Origin of the sequence: Bradyrhizobium sp. F1.13.3 (assembly GCF_040548265.1) — a bacterium.
Lineage (GTDB): Bacteria > Pseudomonadota > Alphaproteobacteria > Rhizobiales > Xanthobacteraceae > Bradyrhizobium.
In genome coordinates, this window is record NZ_JBEPRI010000001.1 from 221515 (window position 1) to 242817 (window position 21303).

General features: G+C 63.7%; 18 protein-coding genes. 14 read left to right on the forward strand and 4 right to left on the reverse strand.

Annotation, left to right across the window (positions count from 1 at the left end):
- Window positions 1-32: 32 nt before the first annotated feature.
- The 4 genes from ABIB66_RS01080 to ABIB66_RS01095 all read left to right on the forward strand — a co-directional run bounded on the left by ABIB66_RS01080 (window position 33) and on the right by ABIB66_RS01095 (window position 3563).
- The gene (locus ABIB66_RS01080; protein WP_354207215.1) at window positions 33-266 is read left to right on the forward strand and encodes a hypothetical protein; all 234 of its coding nucleotides are present in this window, start codon (window positions 33-35) and stop codon (window positions 264-266) included.
- Window positions 267-648: 382 nt separating this feature from the next.
- Window positions 649-1647 carry a TRAP transporter substrate-binding protein gene (locus ABIB66_RS01085; protein ID WP_275170438.1) on the forward strand — a complete coding sequence of 333 codons (999 nt, stop codon included), beginning with the start codon at window positions 649-651 and terminating at the stop codon, window positions 1645-1647.
- Between the two features lie 84 nt (window positions 1648-1731).
- Window positions 1732-2247, forward strand: a complete 516-nt coding sequence (locus ABIB66_RS01090; RefSeq protein ID WP_354056619.1) for a TRAP transporter small permease — start codon at window positions 1732-1734, stop codon at window positions 2245-2247.
- Window positions 2244-3563 (forward strand): TRAP transporter large permease, encoded by a 1320-nt coding sequence (locus ABIB66_RS01095; protein ID WP_354254031.1) that lies wholly within the window; start codon window positions 2244-2246, stop codon window positions 3561-3563. Before ABIB66_RS01090 ends, ABIB66_RS01095 begins: the two co-directional genes overlap by 4 nt.
- 48 nt (window positions 3564-3611) lie before the next feature.
- Here ABIB66_RS01095 and ABIB66_RS01100 read toward each other — a convergent pair whose 3' ends face one another.
- On the reverse strand, window positions 3612-4886 hold the full coding sequence (locus ABIB66_RS01100; RefSeq protein WP_354207208.1) for a serine hydrolase domain-containing protein: 1275 nt from the start codon (window positions 4884-4886) through the stop codon (window positions 3612-3614).
- Window positions 4887-5055: 169 nt separating this feature from the next.
- On the opposite strand from ABIB66_RS01100, the gene ABIB66_RS01105 reads away from it, so the two are divergent.
- Complete coding sequence (locus tag ABIB66_RS01105) at window positions 5056-5973, forward strand: intradiol ring-cleavage dioxygenase (protein ID WP_354207352.1); 918 nt, start codon at window positions 5056-5058, stop codon at window positions 5971-5973.
- Between the two features lie 21 nt (window positions 5974-5994).
- Here ABIB66_RS01105 and ABIB66_RS01110 read toward each other — a convergent pair whose 3' ends face one another.
- Complete coding sequence (locus ABIB66_RS01110) at window positions 5995-6888, reverse strand: LysR family transcriptional regulator (RefSeq protein ID WP_354207206.1); 894 nt, start codon at window positions 6886-6888, stop codon at window positions 5995-5997.
- 102 nt (window positions 6889-6990) lie between these two features.
- Between ABIB66_RS01110 and ABIB66_RS01115 the strand changes: the two genes are divergently transcribed.
- Both ABIB66_RS01115 and ABIB66_RS01120 read left to right on the forward strand, forming a co-directional pair.
- Complete coding sequence (locus ABIB66_RS01115) at window positions 6991-7860, forward strand: SDR family oxidoreductase (RefSeq protein ID WP_354207204.1); 870 nt, start codon at window positions 6991-6993, stop codon at window positions 7858-7860.
- Between the two features lie 41 nt (window positions 7861-7901).
- Window positions 7902-8576, forward strand: a complete 675-nt coding sequence (locus ABIB66_RS01120) for an NAD(P)-dependent oxidoreductase (protein WP_354207202.1) — start codon at window positions 7902-7904, stop codon at window positions 8574-8576.
- 17 nt (window positions 8577-8593) lie between these two features.
- Here the strand turns inward: ABIB66_RS01120 and ABIB66_RS01125 are convergent, their stop codons facing one another.
- Together ABIB66_RS01125 and ABIB66_RS01130 are read right to left on the reverse strand one after the other, a co-directional pair.
- Complete coding sequence (locus ABIB66_RS01125) at window positions 8594-10330, reverse strand: bifunctional protein-serine/threonine kinase/phosphatase (RefSeq protein WP_354254033.1); 1737 nt, start codon at window positions 10328-10330, stop codon at window positions 8594-8596.
- 55 nt (window positions 10331-10385) lie between these two features.
- Window positions 10386-11225, reverse strand: coding sequence for a formate/nitrite transporter family protein (locus ABIB66_RS01130; protein ID WP_275170445.1), 840 nt, complete (start codon window positions 11223-11225; stop codon window positions 10386-10388).
- A 668-nt stretch (window positions 11226-11893) separates the two neighbouring features.
- Here ABIB66_RS01130 and ABIB66_RS01135 point away from each other — a divergent pair.
- From ABIB66_RS01135 to ABIB66_RS01165, 7 genes are all read left to right on the forward strand, one after another.
- Window positions 11894-13213 carry a CmpA/NrtA family ABC transporter substrate-binding protein gene (locus tag ABIB66_RS01135; protein ID WP_275170446.1) on the forward strand — a complete coding sequence of 440 codons (1320 nt, stop codon included), beginning with the start codon at window positions 11894-11896 and terminating at the stop codon, window positions 13211-13213.
- Between the two features lie 60 nt (window positions 13214-13273).
- On the forward strand, window positions 13274-14170 hold the full coding sequence (gene ntrB, locus ABIB66_RS01140; RefSeq protein ID WP_275170447.1) for a nitrate ABC transporter permease: 897 nt from the start codon (window positions 13274-13276) through the stop codon (window positions 14168-14170).
- Window positions 14171-14181: 11 nt separating this feature from the next.
- Window positions 14182-14976, forward strand: a complete 795-nt coding sequence (locus ABIB66_RS01145) for an ABC transporter ATP-binding protein (RefSeq protein WP_007593952.1) — start codon at window positions 14182-14184, stop codon at window positions 14974-14976.
- 339 nt (window positions 14977-15315) lie between these two features.
- Window positions 15316-16695, forward strand: coding sequence for an MFS transporter (locus tag ABIB66_RS01150; RefSeq protein WP_354207194.1), 1380 nt, complete (start codon window positions 15316-15318; stop codon window positions 16693-16695).
- Between the two features lie 177 nt (window positions 16696-16872).
- Window positions 16873-17301, forward strand: coding sequence for a globin family protein (locus ABIB66_RS01155; RefSeq protein ID WP_354207192.1), 429 nt, complete (start codon window positions 16873-16875; stop codon window positions 17299-17301).
- Window positions 17302-17311: 10 nt separating this feature from the next.
- Window positions 17312-18529: an NAD(P)/FAD-dependent oxidoreductase gene (locus tag ABIB66_RS01160; protein ID WP_354207190.1), complete on the forward strand. Its 1218-nt coding sequence runs from the start codon at window positions 17312-17314 to the stop codon at window positions 18527-18529.
- Between the two features lie 15 nt (window positions 18530-18544).
- On the forward strand, window positions 18545-21250 hold the full coding sequence (locus tag ABIB66_RS01165) for a nitrate reductase (RefSeq protein ID WP_354207188.1): 2706 nt from the start codon (window positions 18545-18547) through the stop codon (window positions 21248-21250).
- Window positions 21251-21303: the final 53 nt, after the last annotated feature.

The window sequence follows — 21303 nt, forward strand, 5'->3', positions numbered from 1 at the left end:
GAAACGGCTCGGGCTCTGGAGGAGGACTACAGATGAAGCTAAAAATTGCCACTGCAGCACTGATGCTTGCTGCTATATCCCTGCCGGCGTTCGCGGCCGACGAGTTCTACGTCGTGCAGGACGTCAAGACCAAGAAGTGCACGATCGTCGACAAGAAGCCGACGGACACGTCCATGACCGTCGTCAGCCCGTCAGGCACGATCTACAAGTCGCGCACCGAAGCTGAAAGCGGCATGAAGACCGTCAAGGTCTGCACGTCCAACTGAGGAGGATGACAAATGCCAGTTCTGATTCTCTGGGCCGTGCCGGCCGTTCTGGTGATCGGCGGCGGCATCTATCTGATTGGCCATTTGCATTAAAGCGCACTGGAAGGCGAGCGGGTCTGCGCGTGCAGCGCACAGGTCCGCAAGCCGTCTGCCTGCTACGAGTGCAGGAGGCCGCCCCTCAGCCTGCCAAGGCATCGGCTGGACGCAAGTTGCAGTGCAACAGTTCGCGAAAGTGGTGGCCCTGCGACGAAGAGGACCTCCCGCGCACACGAAATGACTTCCGTCGCGCCGACGTTTTTCATACGCTTCCCACTCGCAAGCTGCATACCGGCTGCGCTCACGGCCCGGCGACAGGGCCGGAGCATCAAAAGGAGGGGAGACGATGAAGCGAAGATCATTTCTCGCTGGGATTGGCGCGACCACTGCGGCGGCTGCGATTGGCATGCCGTCGATCATCCGGGCGCAGTCGCCGATCACGCTGAACGGCGCGGTCCAGTTCAACGACGACCACGCCTTCAACCGGGCACTGCTCCGGTTCGAAGAGCTGGTCAAGAAGTACTACGGCAAGCCCGTCAACTTCACGCTGCACAGGAATTCCTCGCTGGGCCTCGAAAAGCAGTATTTCGAGTACATGTCGCAGGGCAAAGCCGTCGATTACGGCATCGTCTCGCCGGCTCACATGTCAACCTTCGCCAAGGCGGCCCCGTTCATCGATGCGCCCTTCGTGTTCAAGGGCATCGAACACATGAACAAGGTCGTCGAAGCCAATATCCTGGCGCCGATCGCCGACGAAGTCGCGGCCAAGGCCGAGGTCGTTCTGATCGGCTATTCCGGCGGTGGCATCCGCAACATTTTCGCCAACAAGCCGCTCAAGAACCTCGCCGACCTCAAGAGCCTCAAGGTGCGCGTACAAGGCGCGCCGATCTGGTCGAAGACCTTTGCCGCCGTGGGCATGAGCCCGACGGTGATCGCTTATAACGAGATCTACAACGCGATCCAGAACGGCGTGATATCGGCCGGCGAGAACGAGGCGGCAGGCGTCGAGGCGATGAAGTTCTACGAAGTGGCCCCGCATCTCAACCTGACCCAGCACGCCGTGTCGATCCGGCCGATCTGCTTCTCGGTGAAAACATTGAAGACCCTGCCGAAGGAGTTGCAGGACGCGATCATGAAGGCCGGCAAGGAGGCCGGCGACTACGGCCGGCAACTGGAGTCGAGCGAAGAGGTCGTCAAGCTCGACACGCTCGAGAAGGCCGGCAAGCTCAAGCGCGTTCCTTTCGAAGAGCGGGACGCCATGAAGAAGCTCGCCGATCCCGTGATGGCCACCTACGCCAAGGAAATCGGCGCGGAAGGCATTTTCGAGAAGATCAACGTCGTCTGAGAACTGTCGCCGCCCACGTGACAGGACGTCGGGGCAAGCCGGACGGCTTGCCCCATTGCGTGATCGTGATCCCCCGGAGTCGTAATGACCGAAATATCGATGCCACCGAACCCGTCGCCATGGCGCCGAGCAACGGCGGCCTATGCAAAACTGCTGGAAATTCTGCTCGCCGCCTCTGTCGGCATTCTGGTCATTCCGGTCACGTTGCAGATCATCTCGCGCTACACGCCATTGATTCCGTCCTACATCTGGACCGAGGAGATGGCGCGGTTCATGTTCATCTGGACAATCATGATCGGTGCCATGGTCGGCATCAGAGAGTCGCAGCATTTTGAAGTCGACGTCTGGCCTAACCTGTCACGCCGAAGCGAGGCCATGGTGCGGATTCTTGCGCGACTCGGCGTGCTGGCGCTGGCGCTGGTGTTCGTATCCGCCGGACTCGAGTTCACCCGCTTTGCCTGGAACAGAACGTCGGAGCTGGCCGATCTGCCGCTTTGGATGATCCACGTCGCCTGGCCGGTTGCCGGCGTGACCTGGATCGTGTTCGCCGGTGAACAGATTATCGACGAGATGCGGATTCTGGTTGGGGCAAATCAATGAGCGGCAATATACTTTCTGCCGGACAGGCCGCGATGGTCCTGTTCGGTACTTTCGTTGGCCTGCTCATCATACGCGTGCCGGTCGCCTTCGCGCTCGGCCTTGCCTGCGTGCCGATCCTGCTGATCGAGCCGCATCTGTCACTGATGACGCTCGCGCAGGAAACCTTCAACGCCTATAATTCATTCATCCTGCTGGCGGTGCCGTTCTTCCTGCTCACCGCCAATTTGATGAGCATCGGCGGCATCACCGACCGGCTGGTCGCGCTGTCCCGCTCGATGGTCGGGCACTGGCCGGGGTCGCTGGCGCAGATCAACGTCGTGCTGTCGGTGTTCTTTGCCGGCATCTCCGGCTCCTCCACCGCGGACGCGGCGAGCCAGTCCAAGATCTTCATCGATGCCCAGACCAAGGAGGGCTACGACCTCTCGTTCTCGATCGCCATCACCGCCGTCTCGGCCGTGCTCGCCGTCATCATCCCGCCCTCGATCCTGATGATCGTCTGGGGCGGGCTGATCTCGACCTCGATCGCCGCGATGTACCTGGCCGGCATCGTGCCGGGTCTGCTGATCGCGGGCGCACAGATGGCGACCGTGCATGTCTACGCGACGCGTCGCGGTTATCCGACCTATCCGAAAGCAAGCTGGGCCGAGATGCGCTGCGCCGTCTGGCGGTCGATACCAGCGCTGATGACGCCGTTCATCATCGTCGGCGGCATTCTGCTCGGATGGTTCACGGCGACCGAATCCGCCTGCGTTGCGGTGCTTTATTCCGTGGCGCTGTCGACGTTCTTCTACCGTGAAACCGGCGCGCGCGAACTCTACAAGGCGTTGCTCGACACCGGGCGTCTGGCCGGGGTCGCGCTGTTCTGCGTGGGCACCGCAAGCGCGTTCGGCTGGCTGCTGGCCTACTACAAGATTCCGCAGGAACTGCTGGCCAACGTCTCGACCTGGGGCATGGGCGCGATCGGGGCGGGCTTCTTCATCGCGCTCTGCTTTCTGGTGGTGGGCTGCTTCCTCGACGCCATTCCGGCGATCATCATCGTCGGCACTGTGCTGGAGCCGCTCGCCAGGTCCGTAGACCTCCATCCCGTCCAGTTCGCGATCATTTCCATCATATCGCTCGCCTTCGGGCTGGTGACCCCACCCTATGGCTTATGTCTGATGATCGCCTGTTCGATCGCCGGGGTACGGCTGCGCTATGCCCTGAAGGACACGGTAATCATGCTGATTCCGATGCTGCTTGTGCTGGCGGCCGTCATCGTCTGGCCAAGCGTGTCGCTGTTCCTGCCGCGTCTGATCGTGCCGGAGATGTTGAAATGAGCGGGGGGTGATCCCGCGGCTCTGACGCCGCGGGATCAGTGCATTTGCCTAGAGATTGCTCTCGGTGATCGCGGCGTAGACCATGCTGCGCAGCTCGCGCCGAAGCGGGTAGGCGCTGGATGGCAGCACCTGCGTCATGAAGATGGTGACCAACTCCTCGGCCGGATCGATCCAGAACGACGTCGTGGCCGCGCCGCCCCAGTTGTATTCACCGGGGCTGCCGGCGACCAGTGTTTCGGCCGGGCGCATGGTCACGGCGAAGCCGAGGCCGAAGCCGATGCCGTTATAGGTCGCTTCGGAGAACAGCGAGCGCGACACCTCGGGGAGAGAGCGGCCGCCCGGAATGTGGTTGGTCGTCATCAGCGCCAGCGTCTTCGGCCCGATCAACCTGACGCCGCCGAGCTCGCCGCCGTTGAGAAGCGCACGGCAGAAGGTGAGATAGTCGGCCATCGTCGAGCACAGCCCGCCGCCTCCCGAGATCAAGGACGGCGGCGACAGGAACGAGCTCGTCGTGGGGTCGTCCTGCAATGTCAGTCCCTCGCGCCGCTGGCCGGCATGGAAGGTCATGCCGCCACCCGGGTCGGCCGAGTAACAGGCGGCGAAGCGGTGGGCCTTGGAAGCCGGAACGTGGAAATCAGTGTCGGACATGCCGAGTGGATCGAGGATGCGTTGCTTCAGGAACTGCTCGAAGGGGATGCCGGAGATCTTGCCAATGAGGTAGCCGAGCACGTCGGTCGAAACCGAGTAGTTCCAGGCCTCGCCCGGCGAGAACTCCAGCGGGATTTTCGCGAGGCTCTCGATCATGGTCTGCAGCGTGCCTGATTTCTCGACCTCGCCGATCTTTTCAGCGCGGTAGGCGGCATCGACGTTCGAGCGTTGCTGGAAGCCATAGGTGAGGCCGGAGGTGTGGCGCAGGAGGTCGACGATCAGCATCGGCCGCGAGGGCGGACGGGTCAGGAAGGCCGGCGCGGTGCCGGCGACGAACACGCCGAGATCCTTCCATTCCGGAATGTACTTGGCGACCGGCTCATCGATCGCGACGAGGCCTTGCTCGACCAGCATCATGAAGGCGACGCTGGTGAGCGGCTTGGTCATGGAATAGATGCGATAGATCGTGTCGTCCTTGACGGGCAGCTTGCGCTCAACGTCGGCAAAACCCTGCACCGAGCTGTGGGCGATCTTGCCACGGCGATAGACCAGGAGATGCGTGCCCGGGAAGCGACCGGCATCGATGTACCGGCTCTTCAGATGCGCATCGACGCGGTCGAGCGCGGCCTTGGACATGCCGAGGGATTCGGGCGAGGCGGGGGTGGGGGCGAGCATCAGTTCCTCCGGGCGTTTTGTCCGACGTTGATAGCCGAAATGGCGGTCTCATTCCAAGCCGGTCGCGCTTAACGCCGGCCGGCTGTTTGGTGTAGGCTTCACCTTGGAACGCCTCCAAGCAGCCCAAAAGATCCCCGACGGGCGAATGAAAAACGCAGGCAAATGCACCATGACCCAGTTCAACGAGACCGAACTCACCGAAGCCGTCGTTCGGAGCTTTGACCGGACACCCGACCCGCGCGCGAAATTCCTGCTCCAGGAATTGGTGAAATCGCTGCACGATTACGTGAGCAAGACCGGCCTCACCTTCGAGGAGTGGGAATACGCCGTCGATTTCCTGACCCGCACCGGCCAGAAATGCACGGACACCCGCCAGGAATTCATCCTCCTCTCCGACGTGCTCGGCGTTTCCATGCTGGTCGACGCGGTCAACCATCGCGAGCGCGAGGGCGCCACCCAGACCACCGTGCTCGGGCCGTTCTATGTCGGCGAGCACAAGGTGACGGCGCATGGCACCGACATCTCACCGAACAATCAAACCGGCGAACGGATGTTCGTGCAGAGCCGTGTCACCGATCTCAAGGGCAAGCCGCTCGCGAATGTCCCCGTCGACGTCTGGCATGCCGACGATGACGGCTTCTACGACTCGCAGAAGCCGAACTATGACGAGGTCGGCGCCTCGGCACGGGCGCGCTTCATCACCGATAGCGATGGCCGCTTCTTCTTCCGCACCATCTTGCCGTGCAGCTACCCGATCCCGACCGACGGTCCAGTCGGCGAGATGATCGTGCAGACCAACCGCCACCCGATGCGCCCGGCGCATGTGCACTTCCTGGTCAATGCCAAGGGCTACGAGCCGCTGATCACCCACGTCTTCATGGACGGGGACAAATATCTGGATTCCGACGTCGTGTTCGGCGTCAAGGACGACCTCGTCGCCAAGGTCGAACCGCGCAGCGACCCGGAGATGCCCGACGGCACCAAGGCGAACGGGCAGTGGCACCTGATGACCTACGAATTCCACCTCAAGCCCGGCGGCGGCATGGCGCCGAAACCGCTCGGAGTGAAGGCGGCGGAGCCGGCCTGAAAGATCGCGGACGGGTGTACTTCAGCGCCCGATAAAGGCCGCCAGTTCGTCAGGTGCCCCCGTTGGAAAGGCTTCCTTCATGAAGTCGAGGAAGGCGGATACACGCGCGCTTAGGAGCCGGCGTGAAGGATAGAGTGTCCACAACGCGATCTCCGGTCCCTCGATGTCGCCCCAAAGCACCAGCGTGCCGGCAGCGAGGTCGTGACTGACCAGTGACACCGGAAGGCGCGCGGCGCCGACGCCGGCCCGGACAGCGTCGCGCACCATGATGAGCGATGCCAGGCGAAGGACCGGATCAATCGCGATGCGCGATTGTCCGCCTGGCACCGTCACGTCCCAGCTTGTTTTCCGGTCGCCCGGTCCGCGCATGACTGCCGGCACAGCGAGATTGCCCCGCGGTCGTTTCAGGTCCGGGCTCGCCACGACCACCAGCCGATCGCGCAGAAAGATTCGTCCGACCAGGCTGTCATCCGGATCGGGATTGACCCGGATCACCAGATCATACCCTTCCTCCACCATGTCGACGGAGCGATCTTCCGTCGTGACCTCAAGACGGATCTCCGGATATCTCAGCGCGAACCCCGCCGCGAGGTTTCCCATTGCAGTCTGCGAGAACAGCAAAGGCGCGCTGATCCGCAAGCGCCCCCGCGGCCTGTCCCCACCCGACGCGATCGCTGTTGCCGTCTCGTCGAGTTCGGTGAGCAAGGCCCCCGTCCGCTCATAAAGGGCGCGTCCTTCCTGCGTGAGTTTCAGGGTGCGCGCGCCCCGTTCGAACAGGCGCAGGTCGAGGGCAGCTTCCAGCTCCGCGACCCGCCGGGACAGGGTGGCTTTCGGCCGTCCGGCGGCCCGTGCGGCCCGTCCGAACCCGCCGTGCCGGGCGACGAGATTGAAGTCGGTGAGTGCGAGCAGGTCCATCGTTCCACCACTGAGACGGTCTGTCCAGATATAGCGACTATCGGTTCGTTTGTGGATCACTAATTTCCCCGATGTCTTCTGACCCAACCCGGAGTGATCCCCATGACCATCCTCGTTACCGGCGCAACCGGCACCATCGGCCGCCAAGTCGTCGAACAGCTCGTCAAGCGCGGTGCCGATGTCCGCGCTCTCGCCCGCGATCCTGCCAAGGCAAACCTCCCGGCAGGCGTCACCGTCGTGCAGGGCGACCTGCTCGACGTCGACTCGCTCCGCAGCGCGTTCAAGGGCGTCTCGACCCTGTTCCTGCTCAACGCGGTGGTGCCGGATGAATTCACGCAAGCGCTGATCGCGCTCAACCTGGCCCGCGACGCCGGCGTCGGGCGGGTCGTCTACCTCTCGGTGATTCACAGCGATCGTTACGTCAACGTCCCGCACTTTGCCGGCAAGTTCGGCGTCGAGAGGATGATCGAGCAGATGGGCTTCAACGCCACCATCCTGCGCCCGGCGTACTTCATGAACAACGATGTTACGATCAAGGACGTGGTGACCGGATACGGCATCTATCCGATGCCGATCGGGAGCAAGGGGCTCGCCATGATCGATGCGCGCGACATCGGCGAGTTCGCGGCCCTCGAGCTCATCCGTCGTGAGCACGCCGCAACACCGCTTCCGCTCACGCGCATCAATCTCGTCGGTCCTGATATGCTGACCGGTGCGAAAGCCGCCGCCGTCTGGTCGGAGGTGCTGGGCCGTACGATCGCCTATCCCGGTGACGATACCGCCGGCTTCGAGAAGAACCTCAGGCAGTTCATGCCAAGCTGGATGGCTTACGACATGCGGCTGATGAGCGAGCGCTTCCTCACCGAGGGAATGGTCCCCGAGGCCGGCGACGTCGAGCGGCTGACCGCGCTGCTGGGCCGCCCGCTGCGCTCCTATCGCGACTTCGTCTCCGAGATCGCGGCCTCTGCCTGACGGCACGGCACGTCCCCATCACGACAACGAGGAATGCTATCATGATCTCTTCAACCGCCACTTCTCCGGCGGATCCGGAAGGCGCAACGAAGATATTGGTGCTTGGAGCGACCGGTGCCACCGGTCGCCTGATCGTCAACCAGGCGGTGGCGCGAGGCTACGACGTCACCGTGCTGGTCCGGTCCGCCGGCAAGGCGAGTGACATCACGGGGGCGAAGCTCATCGTCGGAGACGCCCGCGATGAAAGAGCCCTGCGCGAAGCCCTCAAAGGCCGTGATGCCGTGGTCAGTGCGCTGGGTACGCCGGTAAGCCCGTTCCGCGAGGTGACGCTTCTCTCGACCGCGACGCGCGCGCTCGTGAGCGCGATGAAGGCCGAGCAGGTCTCGCGGCTGGTTTGCATCACGGGAATGGGCGCCGGCGACAGTGCCGGGCATGGCGGCTTTGTCGCCGACAATGTGATCTTTCCGCTTCTCCTGAAGAAGGTGTACGCCGACAAGAGCCGGCAGGAAGCGATCGTCAGAGACAGCGGGCTGGACTGGGTCCTGGTTCGCCCCTCGATCCTGAACAACAAGCCCGGCCGCGGCTCGGTCCGGGCGCTGACAGATCTTTCGGGCTTCCATGGCGGCAGCATTGCGCGCGGAGACGTTGCGACATTCGTGCTCGATCAGGTGCGCGCCGATACCTGGCTGCGTCAGTCTCCGCTCATCACGTGGTGACCCTTGCGTGGCCTTGATCAGCGCGCGTGCAACATCGCAAGCAGGACCACGACGACGCAGGCGAGCGCCGCCGTGGTCAATTTCCAGAACATCAGCGGGCTGCGCTCCAAGAGCGGCGTGATCCGCGTGTCGAGATAGGCCGGATTGGGCGTGCGAAGCTCGAAGACGAATTCAGGCAGATCCTCGTGCCGCTTGTAGGGATCCGGATGGAGCGCACGTCTGAGCGCGCCGTCGACCCAGGCAGGCACGTTGCTGTCGTCGTCGGCCGGGCGATATTTGAGCCTCCGCACGTCTGCGTTGCGCCGGATCCTGGCGATTTGGGTGCCATAGGGAAGCTTTCCCGTCAGCATCTGGTAGCAGATCACGGCCAGTGAAAACATGTCGGAGCGCGGCGTGCCGCCTTGCCCAAGAAAATATTCCGGCGCCGTGTACTGGACCGTTCCCAGAATTTCGCCGGTCTCGTCCTGCGGGGCGGCCTCCGCGACGCCCGCCACCTTGACCGATCCGAAGTCGATGATCTTTGCGGTGCCGGTCTTGTCGATCAGGATGTTGTCGGGCCTGAGGTCCTGATGCAGCATTTCCATGCGGTGGAAGGCGCGCAGGCCGGCGGCAATCTGCTCGACCAGTCCGCGGACGGTTTCGAGATCGGGGCGCGGATTGTCCGTCATCCACTGCCGCAAGGTCTGACCTTCAACGAATTCGGTCGCGACGTAGACGTAGCTGCGCCGTTTCGACTGTGACAGCGGTTTGAGCACATGCGGGCTGTCGATCCGGCGCGCGATCCACTCTTCCATCAGGAAGCGCTTCAGATAGGCGGCATTGTCGCGCAAATCGATCGACGGCAGCTTCAGCGCGACCGGCTCCTCGGTCACCGCGTCGACGGCAAGATAGATGTGACTGCGGCTGCTGGCGTGGATTTCGCGGACGATCCTGTAGCCGTCGAAGATGGCCCGCGGCTCCGGCAGTTGGGGAAGCGGCAGCTGGGAGGTCTGGTTGAAGATGCCGGCCGGCTCGCGCTGCGGCACCGCATCGATGCGGAGAATCTGGACCGTGATGTTGTCGTCGCTGCCGCGCTGGTAGGCTTCCTCGACGATCGCCTTCGCCGCCCCGTCGAGCTCGGCTGCATGCTCGCTGAGCGCGTTCGTGATGAAGCGCGGATCGACGAATTCATAGGCGCCGTCGGTCGCCAGCAGGAAAGTGTCGCCAGTCTCGATCTCGAAACTCTGGTAGTCGATCTCGAGCTGCGGATTGATGCCGAGCGCACGGCCGAGATAGGTCTGCTCCGAGGACACGATGATCCGGTGATCGTCGGTCAGCTGCTCGAGCGCCTTGCCCGCCACGCGATAGACGCGACAGTCGCCGACGTGGAAGATGTGCGCGGTGGTCGCCTTGATGACCATGGCGCTCAGCGTGCAGACATAACCCTTGTCGCGGTCGTAGGCATATTGGCTCTTGCGCGTCTGCGCGTGCAGCCAGGAATTGGTCGCATCCAGCACGCGGCGGGCGGAGGTCTTCACTGTCCAGGATTCCGAGGTGCAGTAATAGTCCATCAGGAAGCTCTTGACCGCCGACTCGCTGGCGATCTGGCTCACCGTGCTGCTGGAGATGCCGTCCGCGAGGACCGCCGCTATGCCCTTCAGGCTGAGCATCGGCTCGTCCGGAACGAGGACGCCGTGAAAATCCTGGTTGATGGGCTTGCGACCCTTGTCGGAATGCTGGCCGACCGAGATCTGAAGTCCGCGGGTCATCGTCATCACCGGCAAAGGGGAGCCTCACCCTGATCGGGCGAGGCTCTCCTGTCGAGACGTATCAGGCCGCGACGCGGGGCGACGTGGCCTTGCCGGCCTGGCGCTTCGGCTTGGTCATGACGTGCGTGGCGTAGAGGGTCATGCCGGTGAAGGCGAGGCCGCCGACGAGGTTGCCGAGCACGGTCGGGATCTCGTTCCAGATCAAATAGTCCATGATCGAGAACTTCGCGTGCAGCATCAGGCCGGAGGGGAACAGGAACATGTTCACGACGGAATGCTCGAACACCATGTAGAAGAACACCAGGATCGGCATCCACATCGCGATGACCTTGCCGGGGACCGAGGTCGAGATCATGGCGCCGACGACGCCGGTCGAAACCATCCAGTTGCAGAGCATTCCGCGCAGGAACAGCGTCGCCATGCCGGCGGCGCCATGCGCGGCGTAGCCCAGCGTTCGGCCTTCGCCGATATTGCCGATGGCTGCACCGACCTTGTCGGGATCTTGCGTGAAGCCGAAGGTCGTGACGAAGGCCATCATGAAGGCCACGGTGAAGGCGCCGGCAAAGTTGCCGACGAATACGAGGCCCCAGTTGCGCAGCACGCCGCCGAAGGTGACGCCGGGGCGCTTGTCGATCAGGGCGAGCGGGGAGAGCACGAACACGCCGGTCAGGAGGTCGAAGCCCAGCAGATACAGCATGACGAAGCCGACCGGGAACAGCAGCGCGCCGACCAGCGGCTGCCCCGTGTTCACGTTGATCGTGACGGCGAACCATGCCGCCAGCGCCAGGATAGCGCCGGCCATATAGGCCCGGATGATGGTATCCCGGGTGGACATGAAGACTTTGGACTCGCCCGCATCCACCATCTTGGTGACGAATTCCGAAGGCGCGAGATACGACATCGATGATTCCTTTTGCTCCGTAAGAGAGATCGAGACGCCTGAGTGCGCCGCTGAAAGTTATTGGCCGTGCGGGCTGTGTGCCGCGCGTGGGCCGGGGAAGATTTGGAAGCCTTGGGATTGCGTCACGACGACCGAGTCGAGGAGGGCCGCGAAGCAATTGAGCTTCCGGGATGCAGCCGCCAGCGCCTGCATAAGTGCGGCAAGCCGCAGTCTTCGTTGACCCAAACCGGAATGCAAGTTGCGTGCCGCGTGTTGGACTCGTGAAATGCAAGCAATATCAACCTGATAGAGCTTTGGCTGACCCGGCTTTTGCGCGTGGTGCGGCCTTTTCCTTGAGCTGCTGCCCAACTATTGTGCGTCGCACAATTGTTGGGCAAGCCGCAAATTTCGCGAGCGGAATAGGCCTGCGACAGACTGGCGCATCGCTACTAACACACTGATGTTGGGTTGTTTTCTGCGCTGCGGCGCTTGGCACGAAGCTTGAATAGTTCCAGGTCGACGCCATTGAAGCCGTCCCGCGAGACTTCTCATCCGAATTGCCGACGCCACCAGACGGGGGTCTCCCCGTCGCGCGTTCGGATGCGCTGCTTCAGGCGTCGCCGGACGGACGGGCTGCTCGTGTGCACTGACACAATCATTCTGCAACGACGCAAAGGACGATACCGCCTATGACCAAGCGCACCCGCCGGCCGTCGGACACTGGCCTTAGCCGCCGTCAATTGTTGAAGGCCGCTGGCTCGACCGCCGCACTCCTGGCCGCCGTAAAACTGAATTTCCCCGCCGGCGCCTTCGCGCAGGACGCAGGCCCCGAGGTCAAGGGCGCCAAGCTCGGCTTCATCGCGCTAAGCGATGCCGGCCCCTTGTTCGTCGCCAAGGACAAGGGCCTGTTCGCCAAATACGGCATGCCTGACACCGACGTGCAGAAGCAGGCCTCCTGGGGCACCACGCGCGACAATCTCGTGCTCGGCTCCGAAGGCAACGGCATCGACGGCGCGCATATCCTGACCCCGATGCCGTATCTGATCTCGGCCGGCAAGGTGACGCAGAACAACCAGCCGACGCCGATGTACATCCTGGCGCGGCTCAATCTCGACAGCCAGTGCATCTCCGTTGCCAGTGAATATGCCGACCTGAAGCTCGGTGTGGACGCGACGCCCTTCAAGGCGGCGCTGGAGAAGAAGAAGGCCTCGGGCAAGGCCGTGAAGGCCGCGATGACCTTCCCCGGCGGCACGCATGACCTCTGGATCCGCTATTGGCTTGCCGCCGGCGGCATCGATCCGGACAAGGACATCGAGACCATCGTGGTGCCGCCGGCGCAGATGGTGGCCAACATGAAGGTCGGCACGATGGACTGCTTCTGCGTCGGCGAGCCCTGGAACCTGCAGCTGATCCACCAGAACATCGGCTACACCGCGATCACGACCGGCGAGCTCTGGAACAAGCACCCGGAAAAATCCTTCGGCATGCGCGCCGCCTTCGTCGATAAATATCCGAAGGCCGCGAAGGCGCTGCTGATGGCGGTGATGGAAGCGCAGCAGTGGTCCGACAAGGCCGAGAACAAGGCCGAGCTTGCCGCCATCATGGGCAAGCGGCAGTGGATGAACTGCCCTGTCGAAGACGTGCTCGACCGCACCGCCGGCAAGTTCGACTACGGCCTTCCCGGCAAGGTGGTCGAGAATTCGCCGCACATCATGAAGTACTGGCGCGACTTCGCCTCTTATCCCTTCCAGAGCCACGACCTCTGGTTCCTCACCGAAGACATTCGCTGGGGCAAGTACGAGGCGAATTTCGACACCAAGGCGCTGATTGCCAAGGTCAACCGCGAAGACATGTGGCGCGACGCGGCCAAGACGCTCGGCATCGCAAGCGCGGAGATCCCGACCTCCACCTCGCGCGGCAAGGAGACGTTCTTCGACGGCAAGGTGTTCGATCCGGAAAATCCGGCTGCCTATCTGAAGTCGCTCGCGATCAAGCGCGTCGAAGTCTGATGGAGCTAGCGGCCGCCTCCGGGCGGCCGCATCGCCTTTTGCAGCCGGAGAGATATTGCGATGAACATGCCCGCCACGAAGATCGAGGTTGAGACCGCGAAGCCCGCGAGCGCTGCCGCGCCGGTCGTCGCGATGACACCGAAGCGGCCGCCGCGTTCGGAGACTTACGCGCGGATGGCGCGGGAGACCGCCGTGCGCGTCATCCCGCCGCTGGTCGTGATCGCGCTCTTGCTTCTGGTCTGGGAGCTGGTCTGCCGCCGCGCCGGCTCGGCACTGCCGCCGCCGTCGAAGGTGTTCAAGGATACCAAGGAGCTGATCCTCGATCCGTTCTTCGATCATGGCGGCATCGACAAGGGGCTGTTCTGGCACCTCTCCGCCAGCCTCCAGCGCGTCGCCTTCGGCTATTCGCTCTCGGCGATTGCCGGCATCGCGCTTGGCGTCCTGGTCGGACAATCGGTCTGGGCGATGCGCGGGCTCGATCCGCTGTTCCAGGTCTTGCGCACGATCCCGCCGCTGGCCTGGCTGCCGCTGTCGCTCGCCGCGTTCCGCGACGGCCAGCCCTCGGCGATCTTCGTCATCTTCATCACTTCGATCTGGCCGATCATCATCAACACCGCGGTCGGCGTCCGCAACATCCCGCAGGACTATCGCAACGTCGCCGCGGTGGTGCAGCTCAACCCGCTCGAATTCTTCGCCAAGATCATGATCCCGGCCGCCGCGCCCTACATCTTCACGGGGCTTCGCATCGGCATCGGCCTGTCCTGGCTCGCGATCGTCGCCGCGGAAATGCTGATCGGCGGGGTCGGCATCGGATTCTTCATCTGGGACGCCTGGAATTCCTCGCATATCAGCGAGATCATCCTGGCACTGTTTTATGTCGGCATCATCGGCTTCGTGCTCGACCGCCTGATCGCGGGCGCCGGCAAGATCGTCACCCGCGGCACCGCGCTGAACTGAAGGGGAAGCACATGACCGCTTATCTGAAGCTCGACCACATCGACAAGATCTTTACCCGCGGCGCAGCCTCCACGGAGGTGCTGAAGGATATCAATCTCACCATCGAGAAGGGCGAATACGTCTCGATCATCGGCCATTCTGGTTGCGGCAAGTCGACCCTGCTCAACATCATCGCAGGCCTGACCAACGCCACCACCGGCGGCGTGCTGCTGGAGAACCGCGAGGTGAACTCGCCGGGACCCGACCGCGCGGTGGTGTTCCAGAACCACAGTCTGCTGCCGTGGCTGACCGTGTACGAGAACGTCCGGCTCGGCGTCGACAAGGTCTTTGCCAAAACCAAGAAGCGCGCCGAACGCGACGCCTGGGTCATGCACAATCTCAACCTCGTGCAGATGGCCCATGCCAAGGACAAGCGGCCTTCGGAAATCTCCGGCGGCATGAAGCAGCGCGTCGGCATTGCCCGCGCGCTTGCCATGGAGCCGAAAGTGTTGCTGCTCGACGAGCCGTTCGGCGCGCTCGACGCACTGACCCGCGCGCATTTGCAGGATTCGGTGATGGCGCTGCATCAGAAGCTCGGCAACACCATTTTGATGATCACCCATGACGTCGACGAGGCGGTGCTGTTGTCCGACCGCATCGTCATGATGACGAACGGACCGAGCGCGCGCATCGGCGAGGTGCTGGAGGTGCCGCTGGCGCGTCCTCGCAAGCGGCTCGAGCTCGCGACCAACACCACTTATCTGAAGTGCCGGCAGCGCGTGCTCGAATTCCTCTACGAGCGTCATCGCTTCGTCGAAGCCGCGTAAACGCGTCACCGACAGGCGCTAACGCAACGCCTAATTTTGAATCATCAAGCTCAATCCTTGTGCGGCGCACAGGGATTGAGCGAATCGCAAAATTTGCGTGCGAAATAGTCCTGCGAAGATTCGGAGCACTTCGAACAAGCTTCTGAATTTCCTGCGTTTCCGGAATGCGCGCAGTTGGCACGGAAATTGAAACACCAATCGCGACGCCAACGACGACGTCCCTCAACATCATCAATCAGCATCGTAACTCGCCACCGGGGGTGAAGCCTCGGAGCGCGCCTCCGTGGCCGGAGGCTGAGCCTGCAACGACGCAGCGGTGAGCCTGGAAGGGATTCTGCAATGACCAAGAGTCGGACTTGGATTTCAGACTGGCGCCCCGAAGATGAGGCGTTCTGGAATGCGACTGGCAAGACTATCGCGCGACGCAACCTGATCTGGTCGATCGTGGCCGAACATATCGGCTTCTCGGTCTGGCTGATCTGGAGCATCGTTACCACCAAGCTGCCGCAGGCGGGCTTCCACTACACCACCGACCAGCTGTTCCAGCTCGTCGCGGTGCCCGGGCTGATCGGCGCGTTGATGCGCTTTCCCTATACCTTCGCGGTGACGACCTTCGGCGGTCGCAACTGGACCATCTTCAGTGCGGCGATCCTGTTCATTCCGACGCTCTCGCTCGCCTATTTCGTCGGCCAGCCGGACACGCCGTTCTGGCTGATGCTGCTGATTGCCTCGACCGCCGGTCTCGGCGGTGGAAATTTTGCTTCCAGCATGACCAATATTTCGTTCTTCTTCCCCGACCGGATGAAGGGGTGGGCGCTCGGACTGAATGCGGCCGGCGGCAATATCGGCGTCTCCAGCGTGCAGCTGTTGACCCCGATCCTGATGACGCTCGCCGTCATCAACCTGTTCCAGGCAACTCCTGTTGACGATGTTTTCCTGCAAAACGCCGGCCTGATGTGGGTGCTGCCGATCGCGATCGCGGTGTTCGGCGCAGTGTTCTTCATGAACAACCTGACCACGGCCAAGTCGTCGATCAAGAACCAGCTCGCCGTGGTCAAGCGCAAGCACACGTGGATCATGGCGTATCTCTATATCGGCACGTTCGGCTCCTTCATCGGCTACTCGGCTGCATTTCCGCTGTTGATCAAGACCCAGTTCCCGCAAGTCACGATTGCGATCGCGTTCCTGGGACCGCTGGTCGGTTCGCTGTCGCGGCCGCTCGGTGGCTGGCTTGCCGACAGGATCGGCGGCTCGGTCATCACGTTCTGGAATTTCATCGTGATGGCAGGGGCGACGGTCGGCGTGCTCTACTTCGTCGGGCACAAGGATTTCATCGGCTTCCTGTCGATGTTCCTGGTCCTGTTCGTGACGACGGGCATCGGCAACGGCTCGACCTACCGCATGATTCCCTCGATCTTCCGCGAGCAGAACCTCTTCAGGGTGCGCGGCAAGGGCGATGCGGAGCGCGCGGTCGCCTTGAAGACGGCGAGCATCGAGAGCGGTGCTGCGGTTGGCTTCATCGGCGCGGTCGGCGCCGTCGGCGGCTATCTGATCCCGACCGGCTTTGGCAAGTCGATCGCGCTGACCGGCGGGCCGCAGCTCGCGCTCGCGATCTATCTCGGCTTCTACGCCTCCTGCCTCGCGCTGACCTGGTGGTTCTATCTGCGTCGCAGCCCGCAGGGCGAAGGCGCGTCAAGCCTCGCCGGAGCAAGGGTGTAGAGCATGATCCGGAAAAGTGTGCAGCGGTTTTCCGGCAAGATCATGCTCAAAGGATAGAGACTTGGTACGAATCTCGCTTCTCCCCGTACGCGGGGAGAAGCATTGCCCGACAGTTTGACAATGAACCTGGTTCGCAATGGCGCGCACCAAGGCAAACCCAACAGGCAGGAGAACATCATGACGCCAGAACAGATCACCCTCGTCCAGCAGAGCTTTGCCAAGATCGCGCCGATTTCCGCGCAGGCCGCGGTGCTGTTCTACGATCGCCTGTTCGAGGTGGCGCCATCCGTGCGCGCGATGTTTCCCGAGGACATGACCGAGCAGCGCAAGAAGCTGATGGGCATGCTCGCCGCCGTCGTCGGCGGCCTATCGAACCTGGACTCGATTCTTCCCGCGGCCTCGGCGCTTGCGAAGCGTCACGTCGGCTACGGCGCCAAGGCCGAGCACTACCCCGTGGTCGGCGCGACCTTGCTGTGGACCCTGGAGAAGGGGCTCGGCGAGGCCTGGACGCCCGAACTCGCGACCGCCTGGACCGACGCCTACGGCGTGTTGTCCGGCTACATGATTTCCGAGGCCTACGGCGCACAGCCGCAGGCTGCCGAATAGGAGATGCGTTGTGAGTGAACCGCTGGTCATCGTCGGAAACGGTATGGCGGCCGCGCGTCTGGTCGACGAGCTCGCCAAGACCGCGCTCGGCCGCTACGCGGTCGCTGTGATCGGCGAAGAGCCGCGGCTCGCTTACAACCGCGTTCTGCTCTCCTCGGTGCTGGCCGGCGAGACCGGCTCGCACGAGATCGAGCTCCGGCCCGCGGACTGGTGGCGCCATCGCGGCGTCACTGTGCGCTACGGCTATCGCGTCAGCGAGATCGACACCGGCCGACGCGAGCTCAAGATCGAAGGCGAAGAGAGCATGGAATATTCCAAGCTCGTGCTCGCCGTCGGCTCGACGCCGCTGCGGCTCAACGTACCGGGCGCCGATCTCGTCGGCGTGCACACCTTCCGCGACACCCGCGACGTCGATCTGCTGCTGACGCTTGCGGCCGCCAGGAAGCGCGTCGTCGTGGTCGGCGGTGGTCTGCTTGGTCTCGAAGCGGCGTACGGCCTCGCCAAGGCCGGAGCGCCCGTGACGCTGCTGCACCTGATGGACCGGCTGATGGAGCGCCAGCTCGATGCGCCGGCCGCCGACCTGCTCAAGACGCTGGTCGAGCGCAAGGGCATTCGCATCCTGCTCAATGCATCCACAGCCCGCATCCTCGGCGAGGACCATGTCGAAGCGGTCGAGCTTGCCGATGGCAGCCGCATCGAGGCCGATGCGGTGATCTTCGCCGCCGGCATCAGGCCCAACATCGCGCTCGCAAAGGACGCCGGCATCGCAGTCAACCGCGGCATCGTCGTCAACGACGAGATGCAGACGGCGTCACCCGATATCTACGCGCTCGGCGAATGCGCCGAGCATCGCGGCACCTGCTACGGCCTCGTCGAGCCTGCCTACGAACAGGCGCGCGTGCTGGCGCGGCATCTCTCCGGCCGTCCCGCGGCCTATCAGGGCAGCGTGGTCTCGACCAATCTGAAGGTGTCGGGAGTCAGCGTATTCTCCGCCGGCGACTTCATGGGCGGGGAGGGCAGCGAGAGCCTCGTGCTGTCAGACCGCAGGTGCGGCACCTACAAGAAACTCGTCATCGCCGAGGGCCGGCTCACAGGCGCCCTGCTGATTGGCGATACCGTCGATGCGCTCTGGTATCTCGAGCTGATCCGCAACCGCGAAAAGGTGGCGGCCATCCGCGCCGACATGATGTTCGGCCGCGCACTCGCGCGTCCCTCCAAAGCGGCTTGATAGAGGCGGCTTGATATGACGGCGATCGATCCCACGCTCCGCGCCACCAAGACGACCTGTCCGTATTGCGGCGTCGGCTGCGGCGTGCTGGCGACGCCAGACGGCAAGGGCGGCGCGGCGATCGCGGGCGATCCCGATCATCCAGCCAATTTCGGCCGGCTGTGCTCCAAGGGCTCGGCGCTGGGCGAGACCGTCGGGTTGGAAAGCCGGCTGCTCTATCCGATGATCCGCTGCAAGGGCGTGCTCGAACGAGTCGCCTGGAGCGATGCGCTCGATCACGTCGCCCACCGCATGCAGCACATCGTCGCGCGCGACGGCGCCGACGCGGTCGCATTCTATCTCTCCGGCCAGCTCCTGACCGAGGACTACTACGTCGCCAACAAGCTGATGAAGGGCTTTGTCGGGACGGCGAACGTCGACACCAATTCGCGGCTTTGCATGTCGTCCTCGGTCGCCGGTCACCGCCGCGCCTTCGGCGCCGACACCGTGCCCGGTTGCTACGAGGATCTCGACCAGGCCGATCTTCTGGTGTTCGTCGGCTCGAATGCCGCCTGGTGCCATCCCGTGCTGTTCCAGCGCATGTTGAAGAACCGTGGGGAGCGCGGCGCCCGCATGATCGTGATCGATCCGCGCCGCACCGACACCGCGACCGACGTCGATCTGTTCCTGGGCCTCAAGCCCGGCACCGACACGGCGCTGTTCTCCGGCCTGTTCGTTTACCTTGCCGACAATGGTGCTTTGGATCAGGACTACATCGCGCAAAACACGTCGGGCTTTGACGACGCGCTGGCGCGCGCACGCAGCATCGCCGGCGGCGTCACCGCGACCGCACTCGCCACGGGCCTTTCCGAGCAGGACGTTGCCACCTTCTTCAAGATGTTCCGTGACACGCCCCGCGTCGTCACGCTGTACTCGCAAGGTGTCAATCAGTCGGCGCAGGGCACCGACAAGGTCAATGCGATCCTGAACTGCCATCTCGCCACGGGCCGCATCGGCAAGCCCGGCGCCTCGCCGTTCTCGCTCACCGGCCAGCCCAACGCGATGGGCGGCCGCGAGGTCGGCGGCCTCGCCAACCAGCTCGCCGCACACATGAACTTCACGCCGCCGGACATCGATCGCGTGCGGCGGTTCTGGAAGGCGCCGCGCATCGCCACCCATGAAGGGTTGAAGGCGGTGCAGCTGTTCGAAGCCATCAACCGCGGCGAGGTCAAGGCGCTGTGGGTGATGGGCACCAACCCCGCAGTGTCGCTGCCCGACGCGGATTTCGTGCGCGAGGCGCTGAAGAAGCTCGAGCTGTTCGTGGTCTCCGAGAACGTGCTCTCCAACGACACCGTCGATGCCGGTCCGCACGTGCTGCTGCCCGCGCTCGCCTGGGGCGAGAAGTCGGGCACCGTGACCAATTCCGAGCGCCGCATCTCGCGCCAGCGCTCGTTCCTGCCGGCGCCCGGCGAGGCGCGGCCGGACTGGTGGATCCTGAGCGAAACCGCAAACCGCCTCGGCTTCGGCGACAGTTTTGGCTACAAATCCGCCGCCGACATCTTCCGCGAGCACGCCGCGCTCTCGGCGTTCGAGAACGATGGTAGCCGCGACTTCGATATCGGCGCGCTGACCTCGCTCTCCGACGACGCCTTCGACGCCCTGAAGCCCGTGCAGTGGCCCGCACGTGAAGGCGGGGCGCCCGGGGAGCGCTTCTTCGCGGCCGGCGGCTTCTTCACCAACGACGGCAAGGGCCGCTTCGTCGCGCCGGAAGTGCCGGCGCTGCGTGGCGAGATCGGACCATCGCGGCCGCTGCGGCTCAACACCGGGCGGATCCGCGACCAGTGGCACACCATGACGCGCACGGGCCTCAGCCAGCGGCTCGGCGCACATCTGCCTGAGCCGTTCGTCGAGATTCATCCCGATGACGCCAACAAATACAACATCGTCCATGACGGCTATGCCCGCATCACCACCGACTACGGCCAGTGCACCCTCAAGGTCGTCGTCAGTGAGCGCCAGCAGCGCGGCACGCTGTTCGCGCCGATCCACTGGAGTGCGATGAACGCCTCGCACGGTCGCGTCGGGGCGCTGGTCGCACCGTTCACCGATCCGTTCTCGGGGCAGCCGGAGTCCAAGGCGACACCGGCGGCGATTTCGCCTTATGAATACGTCTTCCGCGGCTTTGCGTTGTCGCGCAAGCAGCTGGAGCTGCCGCCGAACCTGATGTGGACCCGCGTCACTGTTGCCGGCGGCTTCGGCTATCTCTTCGCCGACAATGCGGACCTGTCGCGCTGGCCGGCTTGGCTCGGTGGCATTGCGGGCGAGGACGTCGCCGACTATCGCGACTTCGGCGGCGGCGTCTACCGCGCGGCATCGTTTGATGGCGATCGCATCGAGACCTGTCTGTTCGTCGGCCCCGCGCATGATGCCGGCGACTGGGAGGTGGTGAAGAGCCTGTTCGTGGCCGACCATGTCACCGACGAGCAGCGGCGCATGCTGTTGTCCGGCAAATCGAGCGAAGGCGCCGCCTCGACCGGGCCTGTCGTCTGCGCCTGCTTCGGCGTCGGCCGCGGCACCATCTGCGACACCATCGCCGCAGGCGCGCGCACAGCCGCCGAGATCGGCGCAAAGCTTAAGGCCGGCACCAATTGCGGCTCCTGCATCCCCGAGCTGAAGCGCCTGATCGCGACGACGGAGGTGGCACCGGCAAAGCAGGCCAAGCTCGCTGGCGCGGCGGGGTAGGCGCGACTTTCTCGGTCGTCGCCGCATACTCCGCGTCATCGCCCGGCTTGACC

Excerpts from the sequence above, each read along its gene's own strand:
- ABIB66_RS01110 (WP_354207206.1), bottom strand. The coding sequence starts at position 6,888 with ATGGACCTGCTCGCACTCACCGACTTCAATCTCGTCGCCCGGCACGGC.
- ABIB66_RS01085 (WP_275170438.1), top strand. The coding sequence starts at position 649 with ATGAAGCGAAGATCATTTCTCGCTGGGATTGGCGCGACCACTGCGGCG.
- ABIB66_RS01120 (WP_354207202.1), top strand. The coding sequence starts at position 7,902 with ATGATCTCTTCAACCGCCACTTCTCCGGCGGATCCGGAAGGCGCAACG.
- ntrB (WP_275170447.1), top strand. The coding sequence starts at position 13,274 with ATGAACATGCCCGCCACGAAGATCGAGGTTGAGACCGCGAAGCCCGCG.
- ABIB66_RS01090 (WP_354056619.1), top strand. The coding sequence starts at position 1,732 with ATGACCGAAATATCGATGCCACCGAACCCGTCGCCATGGCGCCGAGCA.
- ABIB66_RS01135 (WP_275170446.1), top strand. The coding sequence starts at position 11,894 with ATGACCAAGCGCACCCGCCGGCCGTCGGACACTGGCCTTAGCCGCCGT.
- ABIB66_RS01130 (WP_275170445.1), bottom strand. The coding sequence starts at position 11,225 with ATGTCGTATCTCGCGCCTTCGGAATTCGTCACCAAGATGGTGGATGCG.
- ABIB66_RS01080 (WP_354207215.1), top strand. The coding sequence starts at position 33 with ATGAAGCTAAAAATTGCCACTGCAGCACTGATGCTTGCTGCTATATCC.
- ABIB66_RS01145 (WP_007593952.1), top strand. The coding sequence starts at position 14,182 with ATGACCGCTTATCTGAAGCTCGACCACATCGACAAGATCTTTACCCGC.
- ABIB66_RS01115 (WP_354207204.1), top strand. The coding sequence starts at position 6,991 with ATGACCATCCTCGTTACCGGCGCAACCGGCACCATCGGCCGCCAAGTC.
- ABIB66_RS01125 (WP_354254033.1), bottom strand. The coding sequence starts at position 10,330 with ATGACGATGACCCGCGGACTTCAGATCTCGGTCGGCCAGCATTCCGAC.
- ABIB66_RS01165 (WP_354207188.1), top strand. The coding sequence starts at position 18,545 with ATGACGGCGATCGATCCCACGCTCCGCGCCACCAAGACGACCTGTCCG.
- ABIB66_RS01155 (WP_354207192.1), top strand. The coding sequence starts at position 16,873 with ATGACGCCAGAACAGATCACCCTCGTCCAGCAGAGCTTTGCCAAGATC.
- ABIB66_RS01150 (WP_354207194.1), top strand. The coding sequence starts at position 15,316 with ATGACCAAGAGTCGGACTTGGATTTCAGACTGGCGCCCCGAAGATGAG.
- ABIB66_RS01100 (WP_354207208.1), bottom strand. The coding sequence starts at position 4,886 with ATGCTCGCCCCCACCCCCGCCTCGCCCGAATCCCTCGGCATGTCCAAG.
- ABIB66_RS01105 (WP_354207352.1), top strand. The coding sequence starts at position 5,056 with ATGACCCAGTTCAACGAGACCGAACTCACCGAAGCCGTCGTTCGGAGC.
- ABIB66_RS01095 (WP_354254031.1), top strand. The coding sequence starts at position 2,244 with ATGAGCGGCAATATACTTTCTGCCGGACAGGCCGCGATGGTCCTGTTC.